The organism is Pseudomonas sp. NPDC087614 (assembly GCF_044743485.1).
Lineage (GTDB): Bacteria > Pseudomonadota > Gammaproteobacteria > Pseudomonadales > Pseudomonadaceae > Aquipseudomonas > Aquipseudomonas baetica_A.
The window spans coordinates 14,734-39,423 of the sequence record NZ_JBIUWN010000011.1 but is presented as its reverse complement, the minus strand read 5'-3'; the positions used below and the strand labels follow the sequence as shown (position 1 = coordinate 39,423).

The 24,690-nt window shown below is 61.3% G+C and carries 20 protein-coding genes and 3 pseudogenes; 4 read left to right on the top strand and 19 right to left on the bottom strand.

Going from position 1 to position 24,690, the window contains the following annotated elements; translation table 11 throughout:
* Window positions 1-10: 10 nt before the first annotated feature.
* From ACIOWA_RS06730 to ACIOWA_RS06685, 10 genes and pseudogenes are all read right to left on the bottom strand, one after another.
* A complete protein-coding gene (locus ACIOWA_RS06730) occupies window positions 11-1,516 on the bottom strand; it encodes a YdgA family protein (RefSeq protein WP_401158888.1) in 1,506 nt (501 codons plus the stop codon).
* A 302-nt stretch (window positions 1,517-1,818) separates the two neighbouring features.
* Window positions 1,819-2,454 carry an NADH:ubiquinone oxidoreductase subunit N gene (locus ACIOWA_RS06725; RefSeq protein ID WP_221730958.1) on the bottom strand — a complete coding sequence of 212 codons (636 nt, stop codon included), beginning with the start codon at window positions 2,452-2,454 and terminating at the stop codon, window positions 1,819-1,821.
* Window positions 2,455-2,547: 93 nt separating this feature from the next.
* Entirely contained in the window at window positions 2,548-3,990 is a 1,443-nt protein-coding gene (locus tag ACIOWA_RS06720; protein ID WP_401158886.1) for an efflux transporter outer membrane subunit, read from the bottom strand.
* The gene (locus tag ACIOWA_RS06715; protein WP_401158884.1) at window positions 3,987-4,874 is read right to left on the bottom strand and encodes an efflux RND transporter periplasmic adaptor subunit; all 888 of its coding nucleotides are present in this window, start codon (window positions 4,872-4,874) and stop codon (window positions 3,987-3,989) included. Before ACIOWA_RS06715 ends, ACIOWA_RS06720 begins: the two co-directional genes overlap by 4 nt.
* Window positions 4,871-5,080, bottom strand: a complete 210-nt coding sequence (locus ACIOWA_RS06710) for a DUF1656 domain-containing protein (RefSeq protein ID WP_027611129.1) — start codon at window positions 5,078-5,080, stop codon at window positions 4,871-4,873. The genes ACIOWA_RS06715 and ACIOWA_RS06710 overlap by 4 nt, the downstream gene beginning before the upstream one ends.
* Window positions 5,077-7,140 (bottom strand): FUSC family protein, encoded by a 2,064-nt coding sequence (locus ACIOWA_RS06705; RefSeq protein ID WP_339431630.1) that lies wholly within the window; start codon window positions 7,138-7,140, stop codon window positions 5,077-5,079. The genes ACIOWA_RS06710 and ACIOWA_RS06705 overlap by 4 nt, the downstream gene beginning before the upstream one ends.
* A complete protein-coding gene (locus ACIOWA_RS06700; protein ID WP_339431666.1) occupies window positions 7,137-7,565 on the bottom strand; it encodes a MarR family transcriptional regulator in 429 nt (142 codons plus the stop codon). Before ACIOWA_RS06700 ends, ACIOWA_RS06705 begins: the two co-directional genes overlap by 4 nt.
* Window positions 7,566-7,708: 143 nt before the next feature.
* A pseudogene (locus tag ACIOWA_RS06695) lies at window positions 7,709-7,925 on the bottom strand (type II toxin-antitoxin system RelE/ParE family toxin); the annotation flags it as partial.
* Window positions 7,916-7,987 (bottom strand): annotated as a pseudogene (locus ACIOWA_RS06690) (antitoxin); the annotation flags it as partial. The pseudogenes ACIOWA_RS06695 and ACIOWA_RS06690, both read right to left, overlap by 10 nt.
* Before the next feature lie 35 nt (window positions 7,988-8,022).
* Window positions 8,023-8,262 (bottom strand): DUF2789 domain-containing protein, encoded by a 240-nt coding sequence (locus ACIOWA_RS06685; RefSeq protein ID WP_339495756.1) that lies wholly within the window; start codon window positions 8,260-8,262, stop codon window positions 8,023-8,025.
* 318 nt (window positions 8,263-8,580) lie between these two features.
* On the opposite strand from ACIOWA_RS06685, the gene ACIOWA_RS06680 reads away from it, so the two are divergent.
* Window positions 8,581-9,111, top strand: a complete 531-nt coding sequence (locus ACIOWA_RS06680) for an NfeD family protein (protein WP_401158880.1) — start codon at window positions 8,581-8,583, stop codon at window positions 9,109-9,111.
* 2 nt (window positions 9,112-9,113) lie between these two features.
* Window positions 9,114-9,872, top strand: coding sequence for a slipin family protein (locus tag ACIOWA_RS06675; RefSeq protein WP_339431633.1), 759 nt, complete (start codon window positions 9,114-9,116; stop codon window positions 9,870-9,872).
* Here ACIOWA_RS06675 and ACIOWA_RS06670 read toward each other — a convergent pair.
* The 7 genes from ACIOWA_RS06670 to ACIOWA_RS06640 all read right to left on the bottom strand — a co-directional run bounded on the left by ACIOWA_RS06670 (window position 9,838) and on the right by ACIOWA_RS06640 (window position 22,725).
* Window positions 9,838-10,812 (bottom strand): sulfotransferase family protein, encoded by a 975-nt coding sequence (locus tag ACIOWA_RS06670; protein WP_401158966.1) that lies wholly within the window; start codon window positions 10,810-10,812, stop codon window positions 9,838-9,840. The two genes, ACIOWA_RS06675 and ACIOWA_RS06670, sit on opposite strands and share 35 nt — an antisense overlap.
* On the bottom strand, window positions 10,800-11,585 hold the full coding sequence (locus tag ACIOWA_RS06665; RefSeq protein ID WP_401158878.1) for an aspartyl/asparaginyl beta-hydroxylase domain-containing protein: 786 nt from the start codon (window positions 11,583-11,585) through the stop codon (window positions 10,800-10,802). Before ACIOWA_RS06665 ends, ACIOWA_RS06670 begins: the two co-directional genes overlap by 13 nt.
* Entirely contained in the window at window positions 11,582-12,187 is a 606-nt protein-coding gene (cysC, locus tag ACIOWA_RS06660; RefSeq protein ID WP_401158876.1) for an adenylyl-sulfate kinase, read from the bottom strand. Before cysC ends, ACIOWA_RS06665 begins: the two co-directional genes overlap by 4 nt.
* A complete protein-coding gene (locus tag ACIOWA_RS06655; RefSeq protein ID WP_339431636.1) occupies window positions 12,171-13,688 on the bottom strand; it encodes a TolC family protein in 1,518 nt (505 codons plus the stop codon). The genes cysC and ACIOWA_RS06655 overlap by 17 nt, the downstream gene beginning before the upstream one ends.
* 48 nt (window positions 13,689-13,736) lie before the next feature.
* Window positions 13,737-20,093, bottom strand: a complete 6,357-nt coding sequence (locus ACIOWA_RS06650) for an Ig-like domain-containing protein (RefSeq protein ID WP_401158874.1) — start codon at window positions 20,091-20,093, stop codon at window positions 13,737-13,739.
* 55 nt (window positions 20,094-20,148) lie between these two features.
* Window positions 20,149-20,994 carry a sulfotransferase gene (locus ACIOWA_RS06645; RefSeq protein WP_339431638.1) on the bottom strand — a complete coding sequence of 282 codons (846 nt, stop codon included), beginning with the start codon at window positions 20,992-20,994 and terminating at the stop codon, window positions 20,149-20,151.
* Between the two features lie 150 nt (window positions 20,995-21,144).
* Entirely contained in the window at window positions 21,145-22,725 is a 1,581-nt protein-coding gene (locus tag ACIOWA_RS06640) for a glycosyltransferase family 39 protein (RefSeq protein ID WP_401158872.1), read from the bottom strand.
* Window positions 22,726-22,964: 239 nt separating this feature from the next.
* Here ACIOWA_RS06640 and ACIOWA_RS06635 point away from each other — a divergent pair, with 239 nt between their 5' ends.
* Together ACIOWA_RS06635 and ACIOWA_RS06630 are read left to right on the top strand one after the other, a co-directional pair.
* Complete coding sequence (locus ACIOWA_RS06635) at window positions 22,965-23,552, top strand: tail fiber protein (protein WP_339431640.1); 588 nt, start codon at window positions 22,965-22,967, stop codon at window positions 23,550-23,552.
* 56 nt (window positions 23,553-23,608) lie between these two features.
* Window positions 23,609-23,920 carry a DUF6916 family protein gene (locus ACIOWA_RS06630; RefSeq protein WP_339431641.1) on the top strand — a complete coding sequence of 104 codons (312 nt, stop codon included), beginning with the start codon at window positions 23,609-23,611 and terminating at the stop codon, window positions 23,918-23,920.
* Between the two features lie 55 nt (window positions 23,921-23,975).
* Here ACIOWA_RS06630 and ACIOWA_RS06625 read toward each other — a convergent pair.
* Window positions 23,976-24,107, bottom strand: a pseudogene (locus ACIOWA_RS06625) (DUF6124 family protein); the annotation flags it as partial.
* Between the two features lie 79 nt (window positions 24,108-24,186).
* On the bottom strand, window positions 24,187-24,681 hold the full coding sequence (locus ACIOWA_RS06620) for a GNAT family N-acetyltransferase (protein ID WP_401158870.1): 495 nt from the start codon (window positions 24,679-24,681) through the stop codon (window positions 24,187-24,189).
* Window positions 24,682-24,690 lie beyond the last annotated feature (9 nt).

Below are 24,690 nucleotides of genomic sequence, written 5' to 3'. Positions count from 1 at the left end.
GAGCGCAGTATTACTGCACTTGCGTGACGCCTGCGAACTTGCTCATCAGGAAGCCAACGAACTGCTCAACGGTCATCTTCTGGCCGTTGAATTCCACCTGATTGGCGGCGTAATGCAGCTTGGTCACGACGTTGGTGCCATCGACGGTCGCCAATTGCGAACCAACGGCCATGGCGGAGAACATGTCGGCGGTGCCGCTGGCCCCATCGACGATGGCTTTGGCGTCGGTCTGACCATCAAGCTGCGCCTGTACGCTGAGCAGATCGACCAGCATCGGCTTGGACACCGTGACATTGAGGTCGAGCAGCGCGATCAACTGTCTGGCCAGTTGATCCGGCGGCAGATCCATCGACTGCGGCTTGGTCAGGTCGATCACCAGATTGGCGCGGCTCTCACCGTTGGCGGTCTTGAGCGACAGGTTTTCCAGTGCCACTTGCGGGCCAGCGGCCAGCAATTTCTGCAAGTCGGCTTTGACCTGGGCCGATTCGGCTTCGGTCAGATTCAGCTCAGGTGCCGGCAGGCCAGCAGCGGCCGCTTCGGCCGCGGCTTTTTCGTACGGCTGCAATTTGGTCTGGTAGACCTGCATCAGCGACATCGTCGACGGGATGTCGAGGTTCTTCAGGCTCATGGCCATACTGGCCGAACCGATTTTCTTGTCGTTGAGGGTGACTTCGCCGATCTGGTAGTCCGCACGGCCGGCCGCATTGCTGCCGTTTTCCTCGGTGAAGTTCTTCATTTCGAAGTTCTTCACGCCGAGCACCGATTGCTTGGCGCCGAAGGTGGTTTTGCTGTTGGACAGTTCCAGGGTGTTGCTGCCGGTGTAGTAGCCGTAGCTGCTCTTGGTGAGGTTGCTGGCCAGGGTCAAACCGTTGAGTTCGATCTGCACCGGCGCCTGATCTTCAGCCACAGAGACCAGTTTCAGGCTGTCCATGTAACCGTCAGCCTTGACCTTCTGCGCTTGGGCGCTGGCGGAGATGTCCATGGTCAGGCCAGAAAATTTCAGGCTCGACTGATCATCCAGAGCGATTTCCAGTGGCAACAGGTCGACAGTGCTGGTGGTGGATTCGTCGTAGCCGATGTTGGTCACGCCTTTGAGCGGTGCGGCGCCCTTGGTGGCGGCGAACCATTTTTCAGTGGCTGGACTCTTTTCGAGTTCGTAATTGCTGGTGGCCATGACCGGCAACCATTTCAGCGACACCAGACGCGAGAAAGGCAGCGGGCCGTGCTCGAGGTGATCGACAAACAGCAATTCAACCGGCGCATCGCCGAACATTTCGCCTTCGGCTTTGAGGCGATAGTGCGCGGTGCTGGTGAAGGTGTGACGCTCCAGCGACACCAGTTCCAGCGACATCGTGCCGTTGGAGCCGGCCATGGCGGTTTGCAGCTCTTTGTTGGTATTGGTGACGGCGTTGTTCAACACGCCTTCGATCTTGGTCCCGGTGTACCAGGCCCCGCCTGCACTGATCGCGCCGATGGCAACAACAATTCCGAGTAGCACGCCTGCTGATTTATTCATGAATGACCTGATCGATTTCCGTGGCTGAAAGTGGGGTCGTCTTCCCTGAACCCGTGACCGGGTTGCGGCTCGACTCCGCTGAAATGAGGGGTGGAGATTAGCACTGGGGCGCATGATGGCCCAATGTTTAAAGGTTAAAGAGTGTCTATGGGGAGTGTGGACAGCTGGCAAGCCGGGAGAGTTTCAGTGCTGCTCGGTCCGCCTTCGCGAGCACGCCCGCGCCCACAGGAGCGTGGTGCTGAGCACACATCTCCTGTGGGCGCGGGCGTGCTCGCGAAGAGGCCAGATCATTCAACGACAGATCAGGAATACTGAACCTCGATCTCATCGAGCTGATGATCAAAGCTTTTGAGGCGTGCGGTCCAGGTGTACACCAGCACTTCAAAGTCCCGATCGATCACCGCCCCGCCCGGCCCATCGGCGCGCGGGTCGCAGTAGTCGAGTTGATAGCGCTCGCGGGCCATGGCGGTGGCGACGTCGGACAGTTCACGGGCATTGTTCAGCCAGTGCCAGCCCTCGCTGTCGATCTGCTTGTCGAGTTCCAGACACTGCTTTTTCAGCGCTTCGAGGCTTTTTTCCAGCGGCGTGCCGGTGAGTTCGCCCATGACTTCGGCGAAGGTGCGGCCGGGCTGCCAGTAGCTGCCCCAGAAATACCGGTCGAACACGGTTTCGACCCGGCGCAGGGCGACTTTGGTGTCCCAGATCAGCACCAGCGTCTTGCCCTGTTCAAGCTGTCTTTTTTTGACCCGCTGAACCTGGACCGACGCCCACGCCACCACGACGATTGCCATGACCGCAATCAGCGCCACGGCGCTGTCGAGGAAAACCATGGCCTTGTCGATCTGGTGGGCCAGCATGATGCCGTAGAAATAGGTGGCCGAGAGCAGCACCAACGCTGCGAGGGCGCACCAGAAGCCGAGAGCGTAAGGGTTTTTCATTATTGGTTTCCCCTAGACCAGCGCTAGCGATGTGCGCTGAAGGGGCGCTTTGCTCGGGGCGCCCTTTCAACACTTCAAAGCATAGCTATGGCCTCAGGGTTTGCTCGGGCTTGAAGCTTGCGTTCGTCCGCTTTCCCAACCGCCGCCGAGGGCGAGGAACAAATCGATCTGGCTCATGGCGACTTGCGTGTTGGCAGCGGCCAGTTGCGCGGTGACATCGGTGTAGGTGCGGGTCGCTTGCAAGTCGGCGAGAAACGACTCGCGGCCGGCCTGGAAGAAGCGGTGTGTCTGGTCGGCGGCCCGTTTCGCCGACTGCGCGGCATCGGCCAGCGCGTCACGGCGTTGCAGCACAGCGCTGTACTGCGCAAGGCCCGTCTGGGTTTCGCGGATGGCGTTGAGCACCACGCCATCGAAATGCGCCAGTGCGCCTTGCGCCGCCGCTTCGGCTTCGCGGATGCGCGCGCGGGCGCCGTTGGTCGGCACCTTCCAGCTCAACGACGGGCCAAAGCCCCAGCGGTTGGTCGAGGGATCACCCAAGTCGTCGATGATGCCGACAGTGCCGATGGTCGCGCCGATGCTGATGTCCGGGTACAACTCGCCCGTGGCGACGCCGATCCCGGCCGTCGAGGCCGCCAGACGCCGTTCCGCCTGACGAATATCCGGGCGGCGCTTGAGCAGCGCGGCGCCATCGCCGACCGGCACCCGTTGGGCGATTTTCGGCAACTCGGCGCAGGTCGCGGTGCCGGCCGGCAACTGATCGACCGGTCTGGCCAGCAGCATCGACAGGCGAAACAGCCCGGCCTGACGCGCTGCTTCATAACGCGGCATTTCAGCGCGCAAGGATTTGAATTGGGTTTGCGAGCGGGTGACCTGGGTTTCATCACCACGCCCGGCATCGCGCAAGCGCTGCGTCAGCGTGGTGCTTTGCGATTGCAAGTCGAGGGAATGCTGGGCGATTTCTCGCTCTTCATTGGCCGCGCAAACCTGGGTATAGGCGCGAACCACGTCGGCCACCAATGTGATCCGTGCGGTGTCAGCAGCGGCTTGAGTCGCATCGGCATTGGCCTTCGCGCCTTCGATCCCGCGTTGCAGGGTGCCCCACAGGTCAAACTGATACGAAGCGCTGAGGCCTATGTCGGCGACGTTGGCCACTGGCACTTTCTCTGGCAGCAAAAATGCCTGACCGGATTCCTGCAAACGCTGTGCGCCCATCTTCACCCCGGCGCTCCAGCCACCCGCGGCCTCGGCCTCGTCGACTTGAGCGCGAGACCGCGCAAGGTTCGCTGCCGCCACGCGCAGATCCGTGTTGGAGGCCATGGCTTGCTGCACCAGTTGATCTAGGCGCGGATCCTTGTACAACCGCCACCAGTGCGCTGGCACCGGCGCCGACACCACGGGTTTGCCGGCCACCGCCAATTCACCCTGAAAATCCTTGCGCTGGACCGCCGCGTCCTCGGGCACCTGATAGTCCGGCCCGACCATCTGACAGGCCGAGAGCATCACGCCCAAGCCTGCGATCAGCAGGGCCCTGTTCATGGCGCGGACTCCTGTTTTTGATCGCCGATGATCGAAACAGTGGCGGTACGCCCGGCGATCATGCGGAAGTCCGCCGGCACCTCATCAAAGGCAATACGTACGGGAATCCGCTGCGCCAGGCGCACCCAACTGAACGCCGGGTTGACGTTGGGCAGCAGGTTACTGCCGCTGGTGCGGTCACGGTCTTCGATGCCGGCGACGATGCTTTCGACATGCCCGCGCAGCCTGGCGCGGTCGCCGACCACGCGGATATCCACCGACTGGCCGACATGGATGCCGTCGAGTTTGGTCTCTTCGAAATAGCCGTCGATATGAAACGAGTTGCTGTCGACCACCGACAGCACCGGACGCCCGGCGGTAACGAATTCCTGAGCACGCGGCGCCCGGTCGTTGACGTAACCGTCCACCGGGCTGCGGATTACCGAGCGGTCGAGGTTGAGCTGGGCGCTGTCCACCGTCACCCGCGCTTCGGCCAGTGCCGACTGCGCACGGGCCACGCGAGACTGGCTTGCTTCCAGTTGCTCAGCCGGCACCAGGTTGCCCAGGCCACGATTACGCTTGGCTTCGCGTTGTGCTTGCGCGAGCGTTTCCTCGCGATCGGCGGCGGCCGCTTTGGCTTGGCGCAGGGCCAGTTTGAATCGATCCTGGTCGATGCTGAACAGCACCTGACCCCGTTTGATCAACTGGTTGTCTTTCACCTCGACCTGCTGGATCAGCCCGGAGACGTCCGGGGCAATCTGCACGATGTCGGCACGGATGTGGCCGTCACGGGTCCACGGCGCAAACATGTAATACATCACCATGCGCCAGACGAGGACAACGGCAAAAGTCACGATCAGCAGGGTCAGTACCACGCGACCGATGGTCAAAAACGGTTTTTTCATGTCATCAGGTATCGACTGAGTGAGTCCACGCCGTACAGCAGCACGGCGTAGAGGGCCACGTTGAACAATGCCCGGTGCCAGACCAGACGGTAAAAGTGCAGACGTGTCAGCACGCCATGCACCAGCAAAAACAGCACATACGTGATGCCCATCAACACCAGCAAGGTCGGCAGAAAGATGCCGCTGATGTCCAGATCACCAATCATAGGGGCGCTCCATCGGGCAACGGTTCTTCGGGCTCGGCGCTGGAAACGAATTCGACGCCGGGCAACAGCGCCAGACGCAGACCGCTCAAGGCGTGCAACAGGTGGAAACGGGTTTCTTCGTCGCCGTGGCCATTGAGTGCACGGCGCGTGCGGTCCATGGTCATCAGCAACGGACTCGGCGCCGGCAGGCGTTCGCCAGCCTTGAGGCAGGCGCGGAAGTACTCGCCGACCTCGACCACCACTTGCTGCAACAGCGCCTTCGGCACGCCGGTGACCCGTGGGGTGTAGGCGAGCAAATCGAGCAGGTTCAGACCCACGCGCACTTCACGCATGGCGATGCCGGTGTCCTGGCCGGTGAGGGCAAGACGCGGCAGGTGCTGCATCAGGCGATCGAGCAACTGCACGCCCAACTTGCGGTGTTCGGCAAGGTTGGCCGGCTCGGTCATGTCGACGATGTCTTTCCAACTGAAACGGGTCAGGCGCTTGGCCGCCAGCTCGGCGCCGAACGGGCGCGCCACCAGCGTCCAGATGAACGCGAACAACAGGCCCATCGGCCCCGCCAGGTTGGAATTCACGAAGGCGAAAAAGTCCGCATCGTAAGCGCCCTGAATGCTGATGAACGATGAGGTGTTGACCAGCGTCAGGAGCATGCCGAGGTAGAAACGCGGCTGCACCGTCAGGGTACCGATGCAGATGAACGGGATGGCAAACGCCAGGACCAGCATCGGGAAGTCATGCAGGTTGGGCAGAATCAGAAACAGATACAGACTGGCGAACAGCACCGACATGCCCGTCCAGAAAAAGAACCGGTAGATCTGCGGCGCCGGGTCGTCCATCGAGGCGAAGAAGCTGCACGCCACCGCCGCCAGAATCACTGCGCTGCCGCCGTCCGGCCAGCCCAGCAGAATCCACAGCAGCGAAGCGACGATGATCGCCAGAATGGTCGAGGCCACCGAATAGAGCATCAGCCCGCGATCAAGAAACGGCGTCAGGCGACCGAGGCGCCAGTGGCGATACACCGCGCGCCAGCTGTCCTGACGCTCACACACAATCGCCGCCTGCAGACTGCGGCAGTCTTGCCACAGATCGATGAATTCACCGAGGCGATAGATCGCGTTGGAGAAGAGCAATTGTCTGCGATCCTCCAGCGCCTGCGTGCTCGGTTGCAGGGCCTGGAGCTGGTCTTTCAGGGCTTGCCAGCGTTGCAGATCGGCGTCCTGGTGAGCGAGCCAGTCACGGGTCGCCGCCAACAGCGGCGCGAACTGTTCTGCCAGTTCCGGGGTGCGCCGCTCGAGGGCGTAGAGCGAATCTTCGAGGGCGTCGATGACCGGCAACAGATGGATCATGCGCCCGCGCAGTTCCTTGGTATTGCGCACGGTTTGCGGCAGCGAACCTTCATGGGGTAACTGGCCGATCATCAATTCCAGGCTGTTGAAATTGGCCACCATGGCCATGCGCAGGGCCGTGACTGCTTCAGGCTGCACGTCGCGGCTGAGAAACTTCAGGCTGTAGCTGGTCGCATCGATGAACCATTTACCGACGGCATCGTTGAACACCGGCGCCAAGCGGCGTGGCCAGAACATCGCGCCGACCACAGCGGCGACGGCAATGCCGAGGAAAATCTCTTCGGTACGTGCTTGTGCGACATCCCACACCGCCAGCGGGTTATCCACCACCGGCAAGGCAATCAGCGGCAAGGTGTAGCCGGCAAGCATCAGCGCGTAACTGTTGGCGGTGCGCAAATGCAGGGATAGAAACAGCAAAATACCCGTCCACAGCGCGATGACGACTACCAGCACATAAGGGCTCTGCACGAACATCGGCACGAAAAAAACCGCCGCCGCTGCGCCGAGAAAGGTACCGATTGCACGGTACAACGCCTTGGAGCTGGTCGGCCCGAGGAACGGGCTGGAGACGATGTACACCGTGGCCATCGCCCAATACGGACGCGGCATTTGCATGAGCAAGGCGATGTACAACGCGATCATCGACGCGGCAAAAGTACGAACTCCGTAGAACCAGTCGCGGGTCGGCGGAATGCCTGAGAAAAAACCGTTCAAGAATTGACCACCAGCGGCGGATTCGCCGCCTCAAAAGCCCTGAGTACCCGAAGCGTAGCTTCCAGATCGCTCTGATCAATCCCGTCGAGCACTTCGTGACGCAGGCGCACCAGTTCGACTTCCACCGCGTGCACCAGCTCACGACCGGTGTCGGTCAGGCTCAGGCATTTGGCGCGGCGATCCTGCACATCCTCGGTGCGGCGCACGTAACCCGATTGGCACAACTGATCGAGCAGACGCACCAGCGACGGGCTCTCCATCCCGGCCGCCTGCGCCACCTGCACCTGACGCACACCCTCACCCAAACGCCCGATCATCAATAAAGGGACGGCGCAGGCTTCGGAGATTCCATAGTTGACCAGCGTGGTCTGGCAGATCTTGCGCCAATGCCTGGCGGCCACCACCATGGCACTGCTGATGTTCATCTGGAGAGCGTCGAGGGTATCGGGCACGGGACAAGGCACACTGTTAGTTTGCTAACTATCAATATCGCATTGCGAGGGAAATTCAGTCAAGTTTTGAAACAAAGTGATTGTCAGCCGAAGAGAAACGACGAGGTGGGGACCTGTTAGCGTTTTTGGGCCTTCTCGTAAACTCTGCTGCGCTCACGCTGACCTGAAGCGACGACAACTCGCTCATCGATTACTTGATAGACCAAACGGTAACCCGACGTTTTGAGTTTGATTTTGTAACAGTTGGGCATCCCGTGGAGTGCATCAGCCGGGACTCTCGGCAGCGCCAATCTTTCGGCGAGCTTCTTTTTTCAATTGATCTCGGAGCGAATGATTTCTGCCAGTTCCAAATCATCAAGCCGTTCCATCATTGCTTCGTAAACATCGGCTGGCATCCATCCGGCAGGAAGTGATCACCCTTCGGTCAGGCCTACCGCCCCGTACGCAACAACACATTCAATTGATCAACCACCTCCGCCCAATCGGCATCGTCCAGAATTTCGTCGCGCAAAAAATCAGCCTGACTCTTGGTCCAGAAAAACGCGTCTGCCAGGTGCAATTCGGGTTTGAGCGGAGAATGGCTCGTGATGAATTGGTCGATGCTGACGGGGTCGTTGTCCAGGCCGAGTTGTTTGAACAGGGATGGCAGGCTATGGGTGGGGCTTTCCATGGGGGAACTCCTTGGGAACATGGTGTCCGGGCGATTATTCGCGAGCGGCATCCAAGGGGTCGCGGTCACCTGTGGGAGCGGGCTTGCGCGCGAAAGCGCCAACGCGAACACCACAAAACCTGATGACTCAACTCCCGGCCTGATGCACCTCGGCGCTGCATTGGAACGGTTGTAGCGGTGTGTTTGAGTCTAGTTCGGCGAGTTGCAGGCGCAGGAAAATCCGCTCACTGGACACATCCGCACACTGATCAACATTCAACCAGTTCAAGGCTCAACTAGACTCAAAGAAGCACACCCATGACGCGCCCGGAGGGTCACGTGAACAGTCGATGTTGTGCGTTTCTCTGGTTACTGCTGTTGAGCAGCTCGGCGATCGCCGCCGATGTTCCACTGTCGTCGGTCAACCCGATCGGCCTCTGGCTGGTCACCCTCGGTATCGTTTTTCTGATTGCCGAAGCCGCACTGCCCAATTACGGCGTGATTGGTCTGGGCGGGATCATCATGTTCGTGATTGGCGCGCTGATGCTGGGCAATGCTGACTTGCCGGTGCCGATGATGATCGGTCTGGGTCTGGTCAGCGCTTTGCTGTTGCTTGCGCTGATCATCCGCGCCCTGAAAACCCGACCGCGCCACGCCGTCAGTGGCGATGCCGGCCTGGTCGGCAGTGTGACGGCAATAACCACGGTGCAGACTGAAGATGCCCATCACGGCTGGATACACCTGCAAGGTGAGCAATGGCAGGTGCACAGCGCGACACCGCTGCACAGCGGACAATCGGTACGCGTAGTGGGGCGCAAGGGCTTACTGCTGAAAGTCGCCGCGGCTGACGCGGCTCGACACGGAGAGTGATCATGGGTCTGCAAATCGGTTTTTTCGCGCTGCTGTTATTGGTGATCGCCCTCGCCGCGTCGACGTTTCGCATCCTGCGCGAATACGAACGCGGCGTGGTGTTCCAGCTCGGGCGCTTCTGGCAAGTCAAAGGTCCCGGGCTGATCCTGCTGATTCCGGTGGTTCAGCAAATGGTTCGGGTCGACTTGCGCACCATCGTTCTCGATGTACCGCCGCAGGATGTGATCACCCGCGACAACGTTTCGGTGAAGGTCAATGCAGTGCTGTACTTTCGCGTGCTCGACCCACAAAAGGCGATCATTCAGGTCGAGAACTTCCTCTCCGCCACCAGCCAGTTGGCTCAGACCACCCTGCGTGCGGTACTGGGCAAGCATGAGCTGGATGAATTGCTGGCCGAGCGCGAGCAGTTGAACATCGACATCCAGCAAGTGCTCGACGCCCAGACTGACGTGTGGGGCATCAAGGTCGCCAACGTTGAGATCAAGCACGTCGACCTCAATGAGTCGATGGTGCGCGCCATCGCCAAACAGGCCGAAGCCGAACGGGAACGACGGGCCAAGGTGATTCACGCCGAAGGCGAGTTGCAGGCCTCGGAAAAACTCATGCAGGCCGCCGAAATGCTCGGCCGTCAGCCAGGGGCCATGCAGTTGCGTTATATGCAGACCTTGAGTTCGATTGCCGGCGACAAGAGTTCGACCATCGTCTTTCCGCTGCCGATCGAGTTACTCAAGGGGATGGCGGATTTGTCGGCCAAGTCCTGAGATGACGCAAGCGTTCCAGCGCTTCATAGGGCGCGTGCGCGAAATGTTGCACATGCCTGTGCAACAACGCCGAAGCCGCGCCGCGCTTTTCGTCGCTGTCGGCGACGAACGTCCGTGAGGGCTGCTTGGCATGTTGCGCCGTCGCCGCGAACGCCTGCTGAAGCTGCTCAGCGCTCAACTGAAAAAAACTTGCCAATCGCCCTGCCATCGCCCCGGGCAACTCGCTGTAATTGACGGGCAGCCCACCTGACACTTCGCATTGCGTCCTACCCGCCTCCAGCAATCGACCCAAGCGCCGGGCAATGAAATCTTCACGCCCCTCAAACGGCAAACCGTCCTCCAGCACGCAGTCGCCGAGCATGCCCGGCACCATGTGCATGCCCGGGCGGCGCAGGTGGGAAACGGCGATTTCCAACGGGTCGCGATACAGAAACAACCATGGCGTATCAGGAAAACAGTCTTGCAGGAGCGGCCACTCACCGATGTTCCACGCATCAAGCTTGATCACCAACCGCTGCTCCACGCCTCGACGACGCTGCCCGTAAGCCGAGAGCAATCCGCTGATAGCGGCTCGACGTTCAGACGCCGGCAGATCGCTGCGCAACAAGGCGTCCAGCGGCGGTGGTTCCGAGACGACGATGTGGTCATCGAGCCGGGCGAGCATCTGGCTGATCAGCGTCGAACCGCAGCGCGAGGCGTGCAAAATGAATGCGCTCGGCGGCGCCCCCGGACTTTGCGCCTGCCAATCGGTCAGCGCCGACAGCGGCGTCTGTCGACGAAATGCCTGATTGAACGGCAGGCGCAACGCCTCCTCGACCGCGTCGCGAAAAAAGGGCTGATGCAGTGGCGTATCGCCGAACCAGCACCAATCCACCTGCCAACGCCCTGCGACCGGCCAGACACGCACCGGTAACCAGCCGTCCAGGTTCAGCCGCTCCATTGTTCGTTCCATTGCCGCCGTCCCTGGCGCATCGCCGCGCGCAGTTCCTCGCTAGAGAACGGCAAGCCCTGTTCGGCGGCCAGTTCGAGGGTTCGCGTGATGAACTGTTCAGGGTCGTTGAGTGCCCGCAAGGTTGAGGACAGCGAGGCATCCTCAGCGACCAGTCGCTGAAAACGCTGCAGCGCCGTGTCGGCCCATTGCGCTGGAGGCGTACTCGGCAGCCCTTCATCAATCATCCGTGCAAGCCAGGCGCCAGGCCGGCAATCGAGCACCAGATGAACCCGCGTCGAGGTATCGCGGTTAACCACCCGATGCGGTCGTGCCAGATCGAGAAACCAGCATTGCCCCGCCATCATCGGCACACGTTGACCGTCGAGCCAGAAATCCACATCGGGTGGACTGAGCAACGGAATGTGCAGGCGCACATCGGCGTCCGGCTCGGCGAGATCGTAGTCGCGGTGCTCATGAATTCGCCCACCGGGGCCCAACCGCAACAATCGCGCACTGACGATGTCCAGCGGCAAATCCCGCAGACCGTGGCGCCAGCGTTCATCCAGCAGCCAAGGCGCGCGCAGTAACGGTTGACCGCGTCCGGGCGACAATTCGGTCAGCGCATCGGCCGCCGAAATCAGCGCCACGCCGCTCCAGTCTCCCGAGAAATATTGCGTGTTGAAGTGACTGCGCCAGGCGTCTTCGGCAATCGCCGCCAGCGCTTGTAACAACAGTGGCAAATCCACCGGCACCGGCAGTCGCGAATACGCCGGACGGCTCATGTCTTGGGCAGCACCGAGCAATCACCGAGCCAGGTCAACAGACGATCAAGGCAGGCCTCAACGGTCTGCGTACCCGTATCGAGCACCAACGAGGCCTGCAACGGTGGCTCATACGGTGCCGAGACCCCGGTAAACCCGGCCAACTCACCCCGTCGCGCCCGAGCGTAATGCCCTTTCGGATCACGCTGCTCGCACACTGCCAATGAGGCGCTGCACCAGACCTCGCGATAGTCCTCGCCCAAACGCTGGGCAAACATTTCTCGCAGTTCGGCCAATGGCGCAATCATTGCCAGAATCACGATCTGACCATTTTCCACCAGCAAAGCGGCGAGCTCGCTGGCGCGGCGAATGTTTTCCTGGCGATCCGCGTCACTGAATCCCAAATCGCGATTGAGCCCGGTACGCAAGCTATCGCCATCAAGCACCACCGTTTGCCAGCCACACCCGAACATCGTGGCGTGCAGCGCTTGAGCCAGCGTCGATTTGCCCGCCGCCGGCAAACCGGTCAGCAGAATGGCCGCACCGCGATGGCCATTGCGGACCTCGCGCTGCATACGGCTGATGCTGGCGCTTGGCGCCAGCACGTCATTGCGCGGAGGCATTCGCCACCACTGGCAACGAGATATCCCCCGCCGCCCACGCCGACTCACGATTGGCCAGTGCGTTGGCGATCGCCTGCACGTCCGTGGACTGCACTTGATCCGGTAACGGATCGAGCCCGGCACTGGCGAAGATCTGGCCGTAGGCATTGCGCAGGTCGGCGTAAGAAAGATCACGACGCAGGTCGGCTTGCAGGTTGTTCAGCTCACCCTGAATCAACTCCAGCTCACCAATGCCGGCGGCCTGATGACGATTGCGCAACTGGCCAACGATTTGCCCGTCAATGTCGGACAACTGCTGGCTGGTCTTGAACTGGCGCAACGCCTCTTGATAGTTGGCATTGGCCACATAGAGCTGCGCCAGCACTGCAATCGACATTGCCTGACGCCGTGCAGTGGCGACTTCTTCGCCGGCCTTGGCGACGTTGATCGCCGCCGGAGCAGAGATCACGTTGAACAGGTTCCAGGTGATTTTCACGCCGTAGTCGGCCCAGCCTTGCTCGACGAGGAACGAGTTGCTGTCGTAATGCCCGCCGGCCGAAAACTCCAGACCCGGCAGCAAGCGCAGCATGGCTTTGCGGGTCTCGGCGGCGCTGATGCGCGTCTGGTAATCCTGCTCGCGCAGTTCCGGACGGCTGGTCAAAGCCTCCTGTTCGAGTTTCGCCAGATCGACCTTGAGTTCGGGAACCTGATAACCATCATCAGTGGCCAACGTGAGATTTGTGCCCAGCGGCAGATTGATCAGGGTGGCCAGTTCGGTTTTCGCCAGCGACAGCGCACGGCGCTGCTCCTCCAATTGCCGCGTGGCTTCGATGAGTGAGCGCTGATAACCCAAGGCCTGAACCGGGTCGCCAATGCGCTGCTCGCTCATGCTCTGGCTGTTTTTCCGGGCCGTGTCGACCCGCGCCATCAGGCTGTCGATCTGCTTGAGCAGACGTTCGGCGGCCATCGCTCGCCAGTACGCCGAGCGCACATCCTGGACGATGGTGTTGATCACTTTGCGCCGACGCTCCTGCACGATCAGGCGCTGGTCACCCTGCTGTTTGGCGCTGATATAGCTGACACCGAAGTCGAGGACGTTCCAGACCATGGTCAGATCCGCCACTTCGCGATCACGATCCTGCGAGGTCGACGGTTCCAGCGACTGGGTGCCGGTGCGCACGCTCTGGCTACTGGAAGCACTGACGTTGTTACGCCCCACATACCCGGCATCCAGCGCCATGCGCGGCAACATGTCGAAACTGGCGAGGTCGAGCTGCCGCTTGGCCAGCGCTTCCTCCATGATCTTCAAGCGGCCTTCAAGGTTGTACTTCACTGCGCGGGCCATGGCCTGATGCAGCGTCAGGGGGCCGCGCAGCGGTTCCTGATCCTTGTACATGTTTTGCAGGTCGGTTCTGGCCCGCTGCTCACTGACACTGCGCTCAATCGGTTCGCTGGTGACTGCACACCCGCTGATCGCCAGCGCCAGCAGGCTGGCGCCGAACAACTTCTGACTTCTTTTCATCCGTGGATCGCCCCTAGGTCCCGCTCAGTGTTAAGTAGTTGTGTGTTGTCAGGCCGATATTTCGCTGATGCCGGCCTGTTGCAGAGCGGACGCCAGGTTGTCGACCCGGTGCTGCTCGCTGTCTTTGAGTTGCTGCAGTTGCTCAACCAGAGACGGGGCGCCAAACACGCCACGCAGCCCTTGGGAAACATCGCCAGCCTTGATCGAATGGCTGCCGAAGGCATTCAGCGAATCACGCGCGGCCTCGCTGTTCTGATTGAACAGACTGGAGAGCGTGCTGGTGCCGAACACCCCGCCATCACCGCCGCCAAAGCCAAGGAAACCATGGCCGGCGCCGTCACCAACGTTGTCACTGCTGCTGAACACCTGAGCAAGGAAACTCGGGCTCAGGGCACCGTGGTTCATGAATATGTCGCCCAGGGGGCGGATGCCGTTGCCGATCACCCGTTGTTCGAACAACGGCGTAAAAGTCAGCGGTGAGCCAAGGTCGCCCGTCGGGGCGCTGAACACGATCGGTTGCAGCGCGGTGTAAGGCACATCGGGGAACGTCACCGGATCACTGCTGCGGAACTGTGGATTCGGCGAGACCACGAAGGTCGGCGTCGTAGCCGTGTTCACCACGTAGTTGCCGGACTGGCTCACACCGCTGCCGCTATTGCCCGCCAGGTCACTGACGCCGCCCCGGTTGACGGTAATCGCATTGCTGGCGCTGCTGACATTGGCGCTTGGCGTCAGGGTCGCAGTCCAGGTCTTGCCGCCGTCGTTGCTGCTCAGGTTGGACAAGGTGCCATTGGCGACACTGATATCAGAGAGATCAAAACCGCTGACCGCCTCATTGAAGGTGATCGTCACCTGCGAGGTCTGGCCAACACCCAGGTTCGGATTGGCGACCACCACCGTGGCGGTCGGCCGTTCGCTATCCAGGGCATAGTTGTTCGACACCGCCACGGTGCTGCCGACGTTGCCCGCCAGATCCGTGACGTTGCTCGTGTCGAGCGCGATGAAATTGCTCGGGTCGGTCACATTGGCGGTTGGCGTGAACATGGCGGTCCAGGTTTTGCCGCCGTCATTGCTGCTCAGGTTGCTCAATTCGCCGTTGGTCACGCTCAGGTCGGACAGGTCGAAGTTGCTCACCGCCTCGCTGAAGGTGAACGTCACAGTGGTGGTCTGGCCGATACCCAGAGTCGGGTTGGCGACCACGATGCTCACCGTTGGCCGGGTCGCGTCGAGCACGTAATTATTGGAGATGGCGATGCTCGCACCGAGGTTGCCGGCCAGGTCCTGCACGCCGGCAGTGTCGATCACGATCAGGTTGGTCGCATCATTGACGTTGGCAGTCGGCGTCAGCGTGGCGATCCAGGTGATGCCGCCATCGCTGCTGCTCAGGTTCGACAGCGTGCCGTTGGCGACGCTGATGTCCGACAGGTCAAAGCCGCTCACCGCTTCACTGAAGGTGATCGTCACGGTGGTGGTTTCGCCGATGCCCAGGCGATTGTCGGCCACCACGATCGTGGCAGTGGGCAGTGCGGTGTCGATCGCGAAATTATTCGAGTCCGTGGTGCCCACGCCGCTGTTGCCCGATATATTGACCACACCGCTGTTGTCGAGGGTGATGACGTTGGTCGTGTCAGTGATATTGCCGGTGGGTGTGAACGTCGCCGTCCAGGTAATGCTGCCGTCAATGCTCACGACGTTGCTCAGGGCGCCATTGACGATGGTCAGATCAGCGTTACTGAAGTCTGCGACGGCCTCGCTGAAGGTAATGGTCACCGTCGAGGTTTCCCCGGCCTTGAGCGCGGTGTCTGCGACAACAATGGTTGCGGTCGGCACTTCGGTCAGCACCGCGTAATTGCCCGAGTTGGTGGAGCCGGTGCCGGCATTACCGGCCAGATCGCTGATGCCGGTATTGTTCAGGGTGATCAGGTTGGTGAAGTCGCTGACGCCAATGGTCGGGGTAAACGTAGCCGTCCAGGTGATACCGCCGTCGCTCGACGACACGTTGCTCAGCGTGCCATTGGCGACGCTCAGGTCGGAATTGTCGAAACCGGTCACCGCTTCGCTGAAGGTGATGGTCACGGTCGCTGTTTCACCGGGGCGCAGATCGTTGTCGCTCATGACGATCGTGGCGGTCGGACGCTGACTGTCGACGGCGTAGTTGTTCGAATCGGTGGTGCCGCTCCCGGCATTGCCTGCCCCGTCAACGACACCGGTGTTGTCCAGGGTGATCAGGTTGCTGGTGTCGGTGATGCCGGCCGCTGGGGTAAACGTCGCGGTATAAGTGATGTTGTCCGAGGTGCTCAGCCCGGAAAGTGTGCCGTTTTCGGCGGTCAGGTCAGCCAGGGTGAACCCGGTCACCGCCTCGCTGAAGGTGATGGTCACCGTGGTGGTCTGGCCAACGCCCAACGCCGTGTCCGCCACCACAATGGTCGCGGTCGGACGCTGGGTGTCGATGGCGTAATTATTCGAATCAGTGGTGCCGACCCCCACGTTGCCAGACCCGCTCTGCACCCCGGTATTGTCCAGGGTAATCAGGTTGGTCGCGTCGGTGATATTGGCGCTCGGGGTAAAGGTCGCCGTCCAGGTAATGCCGCCGTCGCTGCTGCTCACGGCGCTCAGCGTGCCGTTGGCGATGGTCAGGTCGGCATTACTGAAGCCCATCACGGCCTCGGAGAAGGTGATCGTCACCGTGGTGGTCTCGCCGATGCTCAGGCTGTTGTCGGCGACCACGATCGTGGCCGTCGGCACCATCGTGTCGATCACGAAATTGCCGGAGTTGGTGACGCCGGTGCCGGCGTTACCGGCCAGGTCAGCGATGCCGGTGTTGTTCAGGCCTATAACGTTGCTCGTATCGTTGACCCCGAGTGTGGGCGTGTACGTCGCCGTCCAGGTGATGCCGCCATCGCTGCTGCTCACGGCGGTCAACGTGCCATTGGGAATGTTCAGATCGGCGTTGGTGAAGCCTGTCACTGCCTCGGAAAAGGTGATGGTCACCAGCGAGGTTTCACCGGCACTGAGGCTGGTATCGGCCAGCACGATGGTCGCGGTCGGGCGTAGCGTGTCGATGGCGTAGTTGTTCGAATCGGTGGTGCCGCTGCCGGCGTTACCGGCCAGGTCAGCGATGCCGGTGTTGTCCAGGGTCACCAGGTTGGTGGCGTCGGTGATATTGCTGGTCGGGGTGAACGTTGCCGTCCAGGTGACACCGCCATCGCTGCTGCTCACGGCCGTCAGCGTGCCATTGGCGATGGTCAGATCGGCGTTGCTGAACCCGTTCACCGCTTCGGAGAAGGTGACGGTCACCAACGATGTGTCGCCGATTTTCAAGGCAGTGTCGGCGAACACGACGGTGGCCGTCGGGCGCTGGTTGTCGATGGCGTAGTTGTTGGAGTCGGTGGTGCCGCTGCCGGCATTGCCGTTCGAGTCACTGACCCCGCTGTTGTCCAGGGTGATCAGGTTGGTGGCATCGGTAATGTTGGCGGTCGGCGTGAAGGTTGCCGTCCAGGTGATCCCCCCATCGCTGCTGCTCACGGCGCTCAGCGTGCCATTGGCGATGGTCAGGTCGGCATTACTGAAACCCGTCACGGCTTCAGAGAAGGTGATGGTCACCAACGAGGTTTCGCCGATTCTCAAGGCGTTGTCGGCGACGACGATGGTCGCGGTCGGACGCTGCGTGTCGATGGCGTAGTTGTTCGAATCGGTGGTGCCGCTGCCGGCATTGCCGGACAGATCGGAGATACCGGTGTTGTCCAGGGTGATCAGGTTGGTGGTATCGCTGACGTTATTGGTTGGCGTGAAGGTCGCCGTCCAGGTGATCCCGCCGTCGCTGCTGCTCAAACCGCTCACGCTGCCGTTGGCCACGGACAGATCGGCGGTGGTGAAACCGGTCACGGCCTCGCTGAACGTGATGGTGACCTGCGAGGTTTCCCCAGCCTTGAGCGCGGTGTCCGCGACGACAAGGGTGGCCGTCGGGCGCACAGTGTCGATCGCGTAATTGTTGGAATCGGTCGTACCGCTGCCGGCGTTACCGGCCAGATCAGCGATCCCGGTGTTATCCAGCGTGACCACGTTAGTGGTGTCGGTGACACCGGCGCTCGGCGTAAACGTCGCCGTCCAGGTAATACCTCCGTCGCTGCTGCTCACGGCGGACAACGTACCGTTGGCGATGGTCAGGTCGGCGTTGGTGAAACCGCTGACCGCTTCAGTGAAGGTGATGGTCACCAGCGACGTTTCACCGATTTTCAGGGCCGTGTCAGCGACAACGACAGTGGCTGTCGGGCGCTGGGTATCGATCACATAGTTGCTGGAATTGGTGGTTCCGATACCCACGGTACCGTCAGAGACGGTCGCCACACCGGTGTTGTCCAGAGTGATGACGTTGGTGGTGTCGGCAATCCCGTTGGTCGGCGTGAAAGTCGCGGTCCAGGTGATTCCGCCATCGCTGCTGCTCACGGCCGTCAACGTGCCGTTGGCGATGGTCAGGTCGGCATTGGTGAAACCGGTGACTGCCGTATTGAAGGTGATGGTCACCAGCGAGGTTTCGCCAATTTTCAGGGCGCTGTCCGCCAGTACGATGGTCGCGGTCGGTGGCTCGACGTAGTTGGGGTTGTACGTGCCGCCGGTACTGTAAACCGCAGCCGTGGAACTGGGCGAAGCGCCTGCCGAGCCGCTGTTTGAAGGACCGCCAACACCACTGGCCGCCGCGTTGCCGGTCATGGCGGCGACGTTGGCAGCGGTGATCAATACCGTACCGCCGTTGTTCCAGATGGCCCCGACGCCACGGCCACCATCACCGCCGTTGGCAAGGTTGCCGCCGCTGCCACCCCCACCGCCGCCACCACCCGCCGCGAGGTTGTTGCTGATGACTGACGTGCCGATGACTTTCAAGGTGCCGGTCGAGGCGTTGTAAATACCGCCGGCCGCGCTGCCACCAACGCCGCCGACCGCGTTCCAGCCCGAACCACCACCGCCGCCACCAATGGACAGCGTGCCATTGGTCGCGGAGCCGCCGTTGCCGCCGTGACTGTAGCCGGAGGCGCCATTGCCGCCGACGCCGCCAATGTTGGTACCGCCGCGCCCGCCCATGTCGTTCTGGGTGTAGCCGCCGCCATAACCACCGGTATTGGCAGTGCCGGCCCCACCGGCATAGCTCAAGTTGCCTGGGCCTGTCGAACCGCCATGGCCACCGTTACCGCCACCGATCCCACCGCCGCCACCGCCGCCGCCGCCGGAGTATCCACCGGACACGCCACCACCACCGCCGCCACCGGAAGCGGCGTTGGCAGTCACCGTCACGTTATTGAGCGTAAGAATGCCGGCGTTGAAAATCCCGCCACCCATGGCGCCCGCCGCTGCCGCGCCACCGTTACCGCCGTTGCCGGCCACCAGTCCCTTGGTAATCACCAGCCCGTCCAGTGTCACGGTGCTGCCGGAAGTGACTTCCACCACACGGGTCTTGTATTGCCCATCGAGGGTCACGTCAGCCACGCCGTCGTTATTCAGATCGCCATCGACGGTGATGTTCTTGTTGATCAACAACTCGGAGTTGAGCTGCACGGTCATGCCGGCGTTGAACGTGACAATGTCGCCGTTTTGCGCAGACGCCAGTGCGGTACGCAACGAGCCGACACCCGAGTCGAGGTTGTTAGTCGCGGTCCAGGTGGCCAGGCCCCACTGATATTCGCTCATGGCCTTGGTCGACAGGACGTTGGCGCTTTCGATGGTGCCGGTGGCAATTTCCAGATCCCAGTCGCCGCCGACACCGGTGCGGTTGTTCGAAGCGGCCACATCCCGGCCGGTCAGCTGCGCCAGCGAGTCGACGAAACTCAAGCCGCGATCCCCCTCGACGGTGTAGCAGCCGTAGATCAGAATGTCGCCGCCAACGTTCATGTCCTTGCCGATTTCGCCGAGGATCGCACTGCGTTGCGCGACGTTGTCGGCAGACAGATAACTGTTGCCCAGCCACAGATCGCCGGCGTTGCCGTGGGCAATGATCTGCACCGAGCTGACGCCTTGATGCTGATCGAGATAATCGGCGATCTGTTGCAAGCCGTCCTGGGTCGCGTCGAGTTTCACCACCTGAGTGCCGGGAGCAATGCCCTGGAGCAGGCTGTCGGCGTCCTTGACCCGGGAATCGACGAACACCACGCTCTGACCCGGCACGGCGACGGGGCTGGCGGCTGGTGTCGCATCGGCCTGACCGTGGGTGTCCTTGCTGGCCACCGGCTGATCGGCCGTCGGCGTTTTCGCTGCATCCGCCGTGGCGTGGCTGTCAGCCTGGGCAGCGGTATCGGCCACCGTTGCCGCAACGGCACCGTCGAACAGCATGCGCGGCTCCAGCGACATGATCATCGGCGCGGCAAGCGTCTGCTGACATTCGGTTACTCGCGACTTCTGCTTGCTCCACCACATGCTGCTCACCCGGATTCGAACACAGTTATTGACGCATCAATGAAAAACGCCGCGATCAACTGATCGCGGCGTCGGACTTCATACGAATGACATTGGCAGCGCTGGCTGAGCCATCGAGCCAAAAAGACAAATCAGCGTATTGCTTGAACAGGTCCGGCGGCAGAATCGTGCGCCGCGACTCCAGAGCGACCTTGGGTTTGACCTTGTGCAGGCCGGCAACGCCCAGGGCTTGATCGAATTGCGGCGCGTCGTACGCCAGATGGTCAAAATCGTGTTCGAACCATGGCTCGCCGATAAAATCGTAGACCAGCCGCAGTACCCGCTCCGGGGCCTGGGTCAGCAAGTCGTAATCGATGATCAGCAGCGAGTCGGCGTGCTCGCCGTAATAGGCTTCCTTGAGCGCCGCCCAGGCAAAACCCACCAGCCGGTTACGCTGAGCCAGGGTTTCGCAGCGGCTGTAGACCGTGTTGCGCTCGACGGCGTCGCCGAACAGCTTGGTGTTTTCGTAAGGATTGGCGCGGTAGAGGCGTTCAAGGCTGTCCATCACCCACGCGACGTTGCGCACGCAAGCGATGATTTTGGCGTTGGGGAACAGGTCGTTGAGCGCGGGCAGCCGCGAGCTCCATTGACGGTTGGTGTCGAACACCACCGGTTTGTCGGTCTTGTCGGCGTAGTAGGAATCGAAAAGACCCCGCAGCAAACGGCGGCGCGTCTCGGTGTCGATCACCGCGCCGAACTCACTGCCGGCGCTGCATTGCTCCAGCACACTGGCAAACAGCGAGCCCACCGGGCTGGTCATACCGGCGTGAAACCGCGGATTCTGCAACAGGATCGCAGAAAGCAGGGTCGAGCCTGAGCGCGGCAAACCGGCGACAAAGTGGAACTGCTGCAATCCATTCACCGTAATCGGAAGTCCTTTTGTTCGACGAAGCGTAGTTCAAGAACAACCCTACGACTAGTAGTGTTTTGACATCATTCAAGAGCAAAAAGGACTAACCGGTTAAATTTTTATCGCGAATAAAAAGGTGAATCGATTAAGTCCGCGCAGGACTTATTCCACTGCCGGCTTCACGACGAATAATCGCGCTTGCGCCCCACCGGCGCGCACCTCGGCGCCGACTTGCCAAGTCGCCGGCAATGGCAGGAATTCTCCAGGTTCATCGAGCGTTCCCACCAGCCAGACCCGGCGATAGCCCGTCAGTTCGGCCAAGCTGTCGAGGTAGACGCCAGGGGTGGCCAGCGTGCCAAAACCGTACTCGTTCGGCCGCGTCGAATGGCCGTCCGCGCGGGGTGGCGTGTAGAGACGCACTTGAGCGCCGGTTTGATCGTAATAGACGTAGCTCAGGTACCAGAGCATGTCGCTGATGACGATGCCGTCACCGGGCTGGAAGTGCTGATTGACGTAACTCACCATATGGTCGAGTTGATCATTGCTGTCGACCGTGGCGTTGTTGTTCACGCCAATCAGTTCGACCCCGACCAGCGACACCAGCACCGCCAGCGCCAGGCCCCGTACACGACTGTACAAACGGTCGATGGCCAACGCCGCAAGCATCGGCAGGCCCAACGCAAACGCCGTCAGGTAGCGTTCGATGAACACCGGGGTGATGAACGACACCGCAAACACCAGCAACAGCGGCAGGCCGGTGTAGAGCGCCAGCAGCACACTGCCGTGCGACACGCTGCGGTCGCGGGCCAATGCCACCCCGGCCAGCACCAGCAAGGCCATTGGCATCGCGATGAAGACCAGCAGCGGCAGGTTTGCGCCATCATCCTGAATCAGCCAGGACCAGATCATCGCCGGCAACGAGGTCAGGCTCACGGGGTCTTCCCAGCCCACATCGCCAGCGGCCTTGAGCTGTTCCATGTGCTGCATCAGATTCAGCAGTTTGGGTAACCACGGCAGATAAAGTCCGGCAATGGCCAGGTTCGCCAGCCACCATGGCAGTTGTTGAATATGCCGGAATCGATAACCGCGTTGGGTACGAATCACGCCCAGATAAATCCAGTGACTCAACGCCGCCAACACCGCGAAGTAATGGGTGTAGAGCGCCGCGCTCATCAACAGCACGTAAAACACCCGATAACGCCTGCGTTGCGCATGTCTGATCCAGTAGACCAACGCCAGGCTCGCCGCAATGAGCAACAGCCCGAGCAGCGAATACATGCGCACTTCCTGGCTATAGCGCACCGCCGTGGGCAGCAACGCCAGCAGCACTCCGGCGATGATCGCGGCGCGGCGGGTGGCCAACCGATCCACCAGCCACACCCCTGCGCCCACCACAGCAATACCCAATAGCGCGCTGAGGCAACGGATCGCGAAAATCCCGTCACCGAACAGTTCGATCCAGCCATGCAGCAGCATGAAGTACAGCGGCGGATGCACATCGAACGCCGCATGGTTCCAGATCCCGCCCAGCGAATAACGCGCCAGCAGCAGGCTGGAACCTTCGTCGCCCCAGATCGCGGCGGCCGTCAAATCGTAAAAACGCACAATCGCGGCCAGCGCCATGATGGGCAGCAGCCATTGTTTTTTCGCCCAAAGGATCACTCGCCAGTTGCCGAACCAGGAGCCGGGTGTTGCCTGGGGGTCTTGCGTGTCGCCAACCGGCGTGACTCTGTTTAGCGTCATTGTTTCCTCTGGCCCGTGGCAAAACACTGCTAATGCAGATCCCCCGAAACCTGCCGGTCACTTTAGGTCAGCCACGCGACAGCCGTCGATGCCGGCGTACTGTTTCACGACATTCGGCAACCTCGCCGATCCGGGTCTACGCTGAGCCGTGGCGTAATCTGGCAAAGGAGGGGGAGGCATCACCGCAGCCTGAATCCTCGCGCGGCCCGCCGACCATCAATCAGAAGGGAGAGGACTTTATGGACGTTTACATGGGCACTGTTTTGACGTTTGCCTTCAACTATGCGCCCAGCGGCTGGGCCTTGTGCAACGGTCAGATGATGAGTGTTTCGCAATACAGCGCGCTGTTTGCGTTGCTGGGCACCAACTATGGCGGCAACGGTGTCCAGACGTTCGGACTGCCCAACCTGCAGAGCCGAATGCCGGTCTGCCAGGGCACCGGTCCCGGCCTGTCGACTCGCGTAATGGGTGAAATTTCCGGCACTGAAGCCGTCATACCGACCCTCAATAATCTGCCGAACCACACTCACTCACTGGCTGGCCTCACGGCCACCACCACCGTGCAACTGGCCAACCCGGCGAGCAACCCGTTGGGCGCCCCGACGGCCACCAACGCCTATATCGGTGCTTCGGGCACCGGGCCCGGTCTGGCGAATATCTTCTCGGACGCACAAGGCGCTTCGCCCGTCGCCCTCAAAGGTGCGCAGACCGCGATCAGCGGGACCATCACCCCCACGGGCAACGGCCAGTCGATGGCGATCATGAACCCGTATCTGGTGCTCAACTTCAGCATCGCGCTGCAAGGCATTTTCCCGTCCCGCAACTGACCGACTGCCGGGGGTGGCTACCCTCCCCCGGTTTCCTGACTGGCTGGAGCGAAACCATGTTGCAAACGGTTCAAAGCCAACATTTCCAGGCGCTGCTGGGCCGGATTGGCACCCTGCACCTGCCCGATGGCAGTGCACTGCAGATCCATATCGAACACCTCGAAGAGCAGCCCGCCGCAAAAATGCGCTACAGCGAGCGAATGCCATTCAGTGTCGAACTGAGAAGTCTGGAGCCGACTGAATTTGTCGACGGATTGTGTGCGCTGGAACTGCCGGAAATCGGGCGAGTGCAGGACATCTTCGTGTCCCGGGTGCCGCCGATGGGGCGGGATCCGCAGTTGGGCTATTTCCACATCACCTTCAACTGACTCAACAACAATCCCCCGGTGGGAGCGGGTTTGCTCCCACCGGGGGATTTGGATTTCAGGCCGCAGGGTCGAGGTTGTCGAGGGCTTGGTTGATGGTCAGTTCGCCGAGCATCACGACCTGCTGGATGCCCAGCAAGGTGTGGCGGTAGGGCGCGTCCAGCAAACCGGCGAAATCACTGAGCCTCACGCAAGGTTGTGTAGCCTGGGTCCGCGTCCGGGAATGTCGCTTGAACATTGCCGTTCAAGACCCGGCTCCTGCCGGGGGTTTATTGGGGATACCAGACAAGTCTTTCGGCGGCCGGATTGCTTTCTTCCACGGCAAATCCCAGTGCCAGATAGTGCCGGCGTGCCTGGGGATTGCTGCGCCAGACCACCGTCGCCACCGGGCAGCGAATCTGCTGCGCGGCTTTCTGCACGCCTTGCAGCACGGCGCGGCCAAAACCCTGGCCACGCGTCGGCGGGATGAACGCCAGATACAACACGCGGATTTCGTTGGCGCCGAAATCGGTGCTCAAGGCACCGATGGCCGTGCCGAGTTTTTCCACCACGTAGTGCATGGCGTTGGGGTAGTTATCCCCCATGCCCTGCTCCTGCACCTGAAACTGCTGGGCGGCCAGTTGCTGCACCTGTTCCGGCTCGCCGTCGATCCACTGCAGATCCGGCCGCGCCGTTTGATACAGGCTTTGCAGAAATGGCCCGTCGGTTGCCCGCGAAGGCCGCACCACCAATCCCTCTGCTGCCACTGCTGCGTTATCCGTCATCGCCGCTCT

Bases quoted from the DNA above. Each gene is read 5' to 3' on its own strand.
- ACIOWA_RS06730 (WP_401158888.1), bottom strand. From the start codon at position 1,516: ATGAATAAATCAGCAGGCGTGCTACTCGGAATTGTTGTTGCCATCGGC.
- ACIOWA_RS06725 (WP_221730958.1), bottom strand. From the start codon at position 2,454: ATGAAAAACCCTTACGCTCTCGGCTTCTGGTGCGCCCTCGCAGCGTTG.
- ACIOWA_RS06720 (WP_401158886.1), bottom strand. From the start codon at position 3,990: ATGAACAGGGCCCTGCTGATCGCAGGCTTGGGCGTGATGCTCTCGGCC.
- ACIOWA_RS06715 (WP_401158884.1), bottom strand. From the start codon at position 4,874: ATGAAAAAACCGTTTTTGACCATCGGTCGCGTGGTACTGACCCTGCTG.
- ACIOWA_RS06710 (WP_027611129.1), bottom strand. From the start codon at position 5,080: ATGATTGGTGATCTGGACATCAGCGGCATCTTTCTGCCGACCTTGCTG.
- ACIOWA_RS06700 (WP_339431666.1), bottom strand. From the start codon at position 7,565: ATGAACATCAGCAGTGCCATGGTGGTGGCCGCCAGGCATTGGCGCAAG.
- ACIOWA_RS06685 (WP_339495756.1), bottom strand. From the start codon at position 8,262: ATGGAAAGCCCCACCCATAGCCTGCCATCCCTGTTCAAACAACTCGGC.
- ACIOWA_RS06675 (WP_339431633.1), top strand. From the start codon at position 9,114: ATGGGTCTGCAAATCGGTTTTTTCGCGCTGCTGTTATTGGTGATCGCC.
- ACIOWA_RS06670 (WP_401158966.1), bottom strand. From the start codon at position 10,812: ATGGAGCGGCTGAACCTGGACGGCTGGTTACCGGTGCGTGTCTGGCCG.
- ACIOWA_RS06665 (WP_401158878.1), bottom strand. From the start codon at position 11,585: ATGAGCCGTCCGGCGTATTCGCGACTGCCGGTGCCGGTGGATTTGCCA.
- cysC (WP_401158876.1), bottom strand. From the start codon at position 12,187: ATGCCTCCGCGCAATGACGTGCTGGCGCCAAGCGCCAGCATCAGCCGT.
- ACIOWA_RS06655 (WP_339431636.1), bottom strand. From the start codon at position 13,688: ATGAAAAGAAGTCAGAAGTTGTTCGGCGCCAGCCTGCTGGCGCTGGCG.
- ACIOWA_RS06650 (WP_401158874.1), bottom strand. From the start codon at position 20,093: ATGTGGTGGAGCAAGCAGAAGTCGCGAGTAACCGAATGTCAGCAGACG.
- ACIOWA_RS06640 (WP_401158872.1), bottom strand. From the start codon at position 22,725: ATGACGCTAAACAGAGTCACGCCGGTTGGCGACACGCAAGACCCCCAG.
- ACIOWA_RS06635 (WP_339431640.1), top strand. From the start codon at position 22,965: ATGGACGTTTACATGGGCACTGTTTTGACGTTTGCCTTCAACTATGCG.
- ACIOWA_RS06630 (WP_339431641.1), top strand. From the start codon at position 23,609: ATGTTGCAAACGGTTCAAAGCCAACATTTCCAGGCGCTGCTGGGCCGG.
- ACIOWA_RS06620 (WP_401158870.1), bottom strand. From the start codon at position 24,681: ATGACGGATAACGCAGCAGTGGCAGCAGAGGGATTGGTGGTGCGGCCT.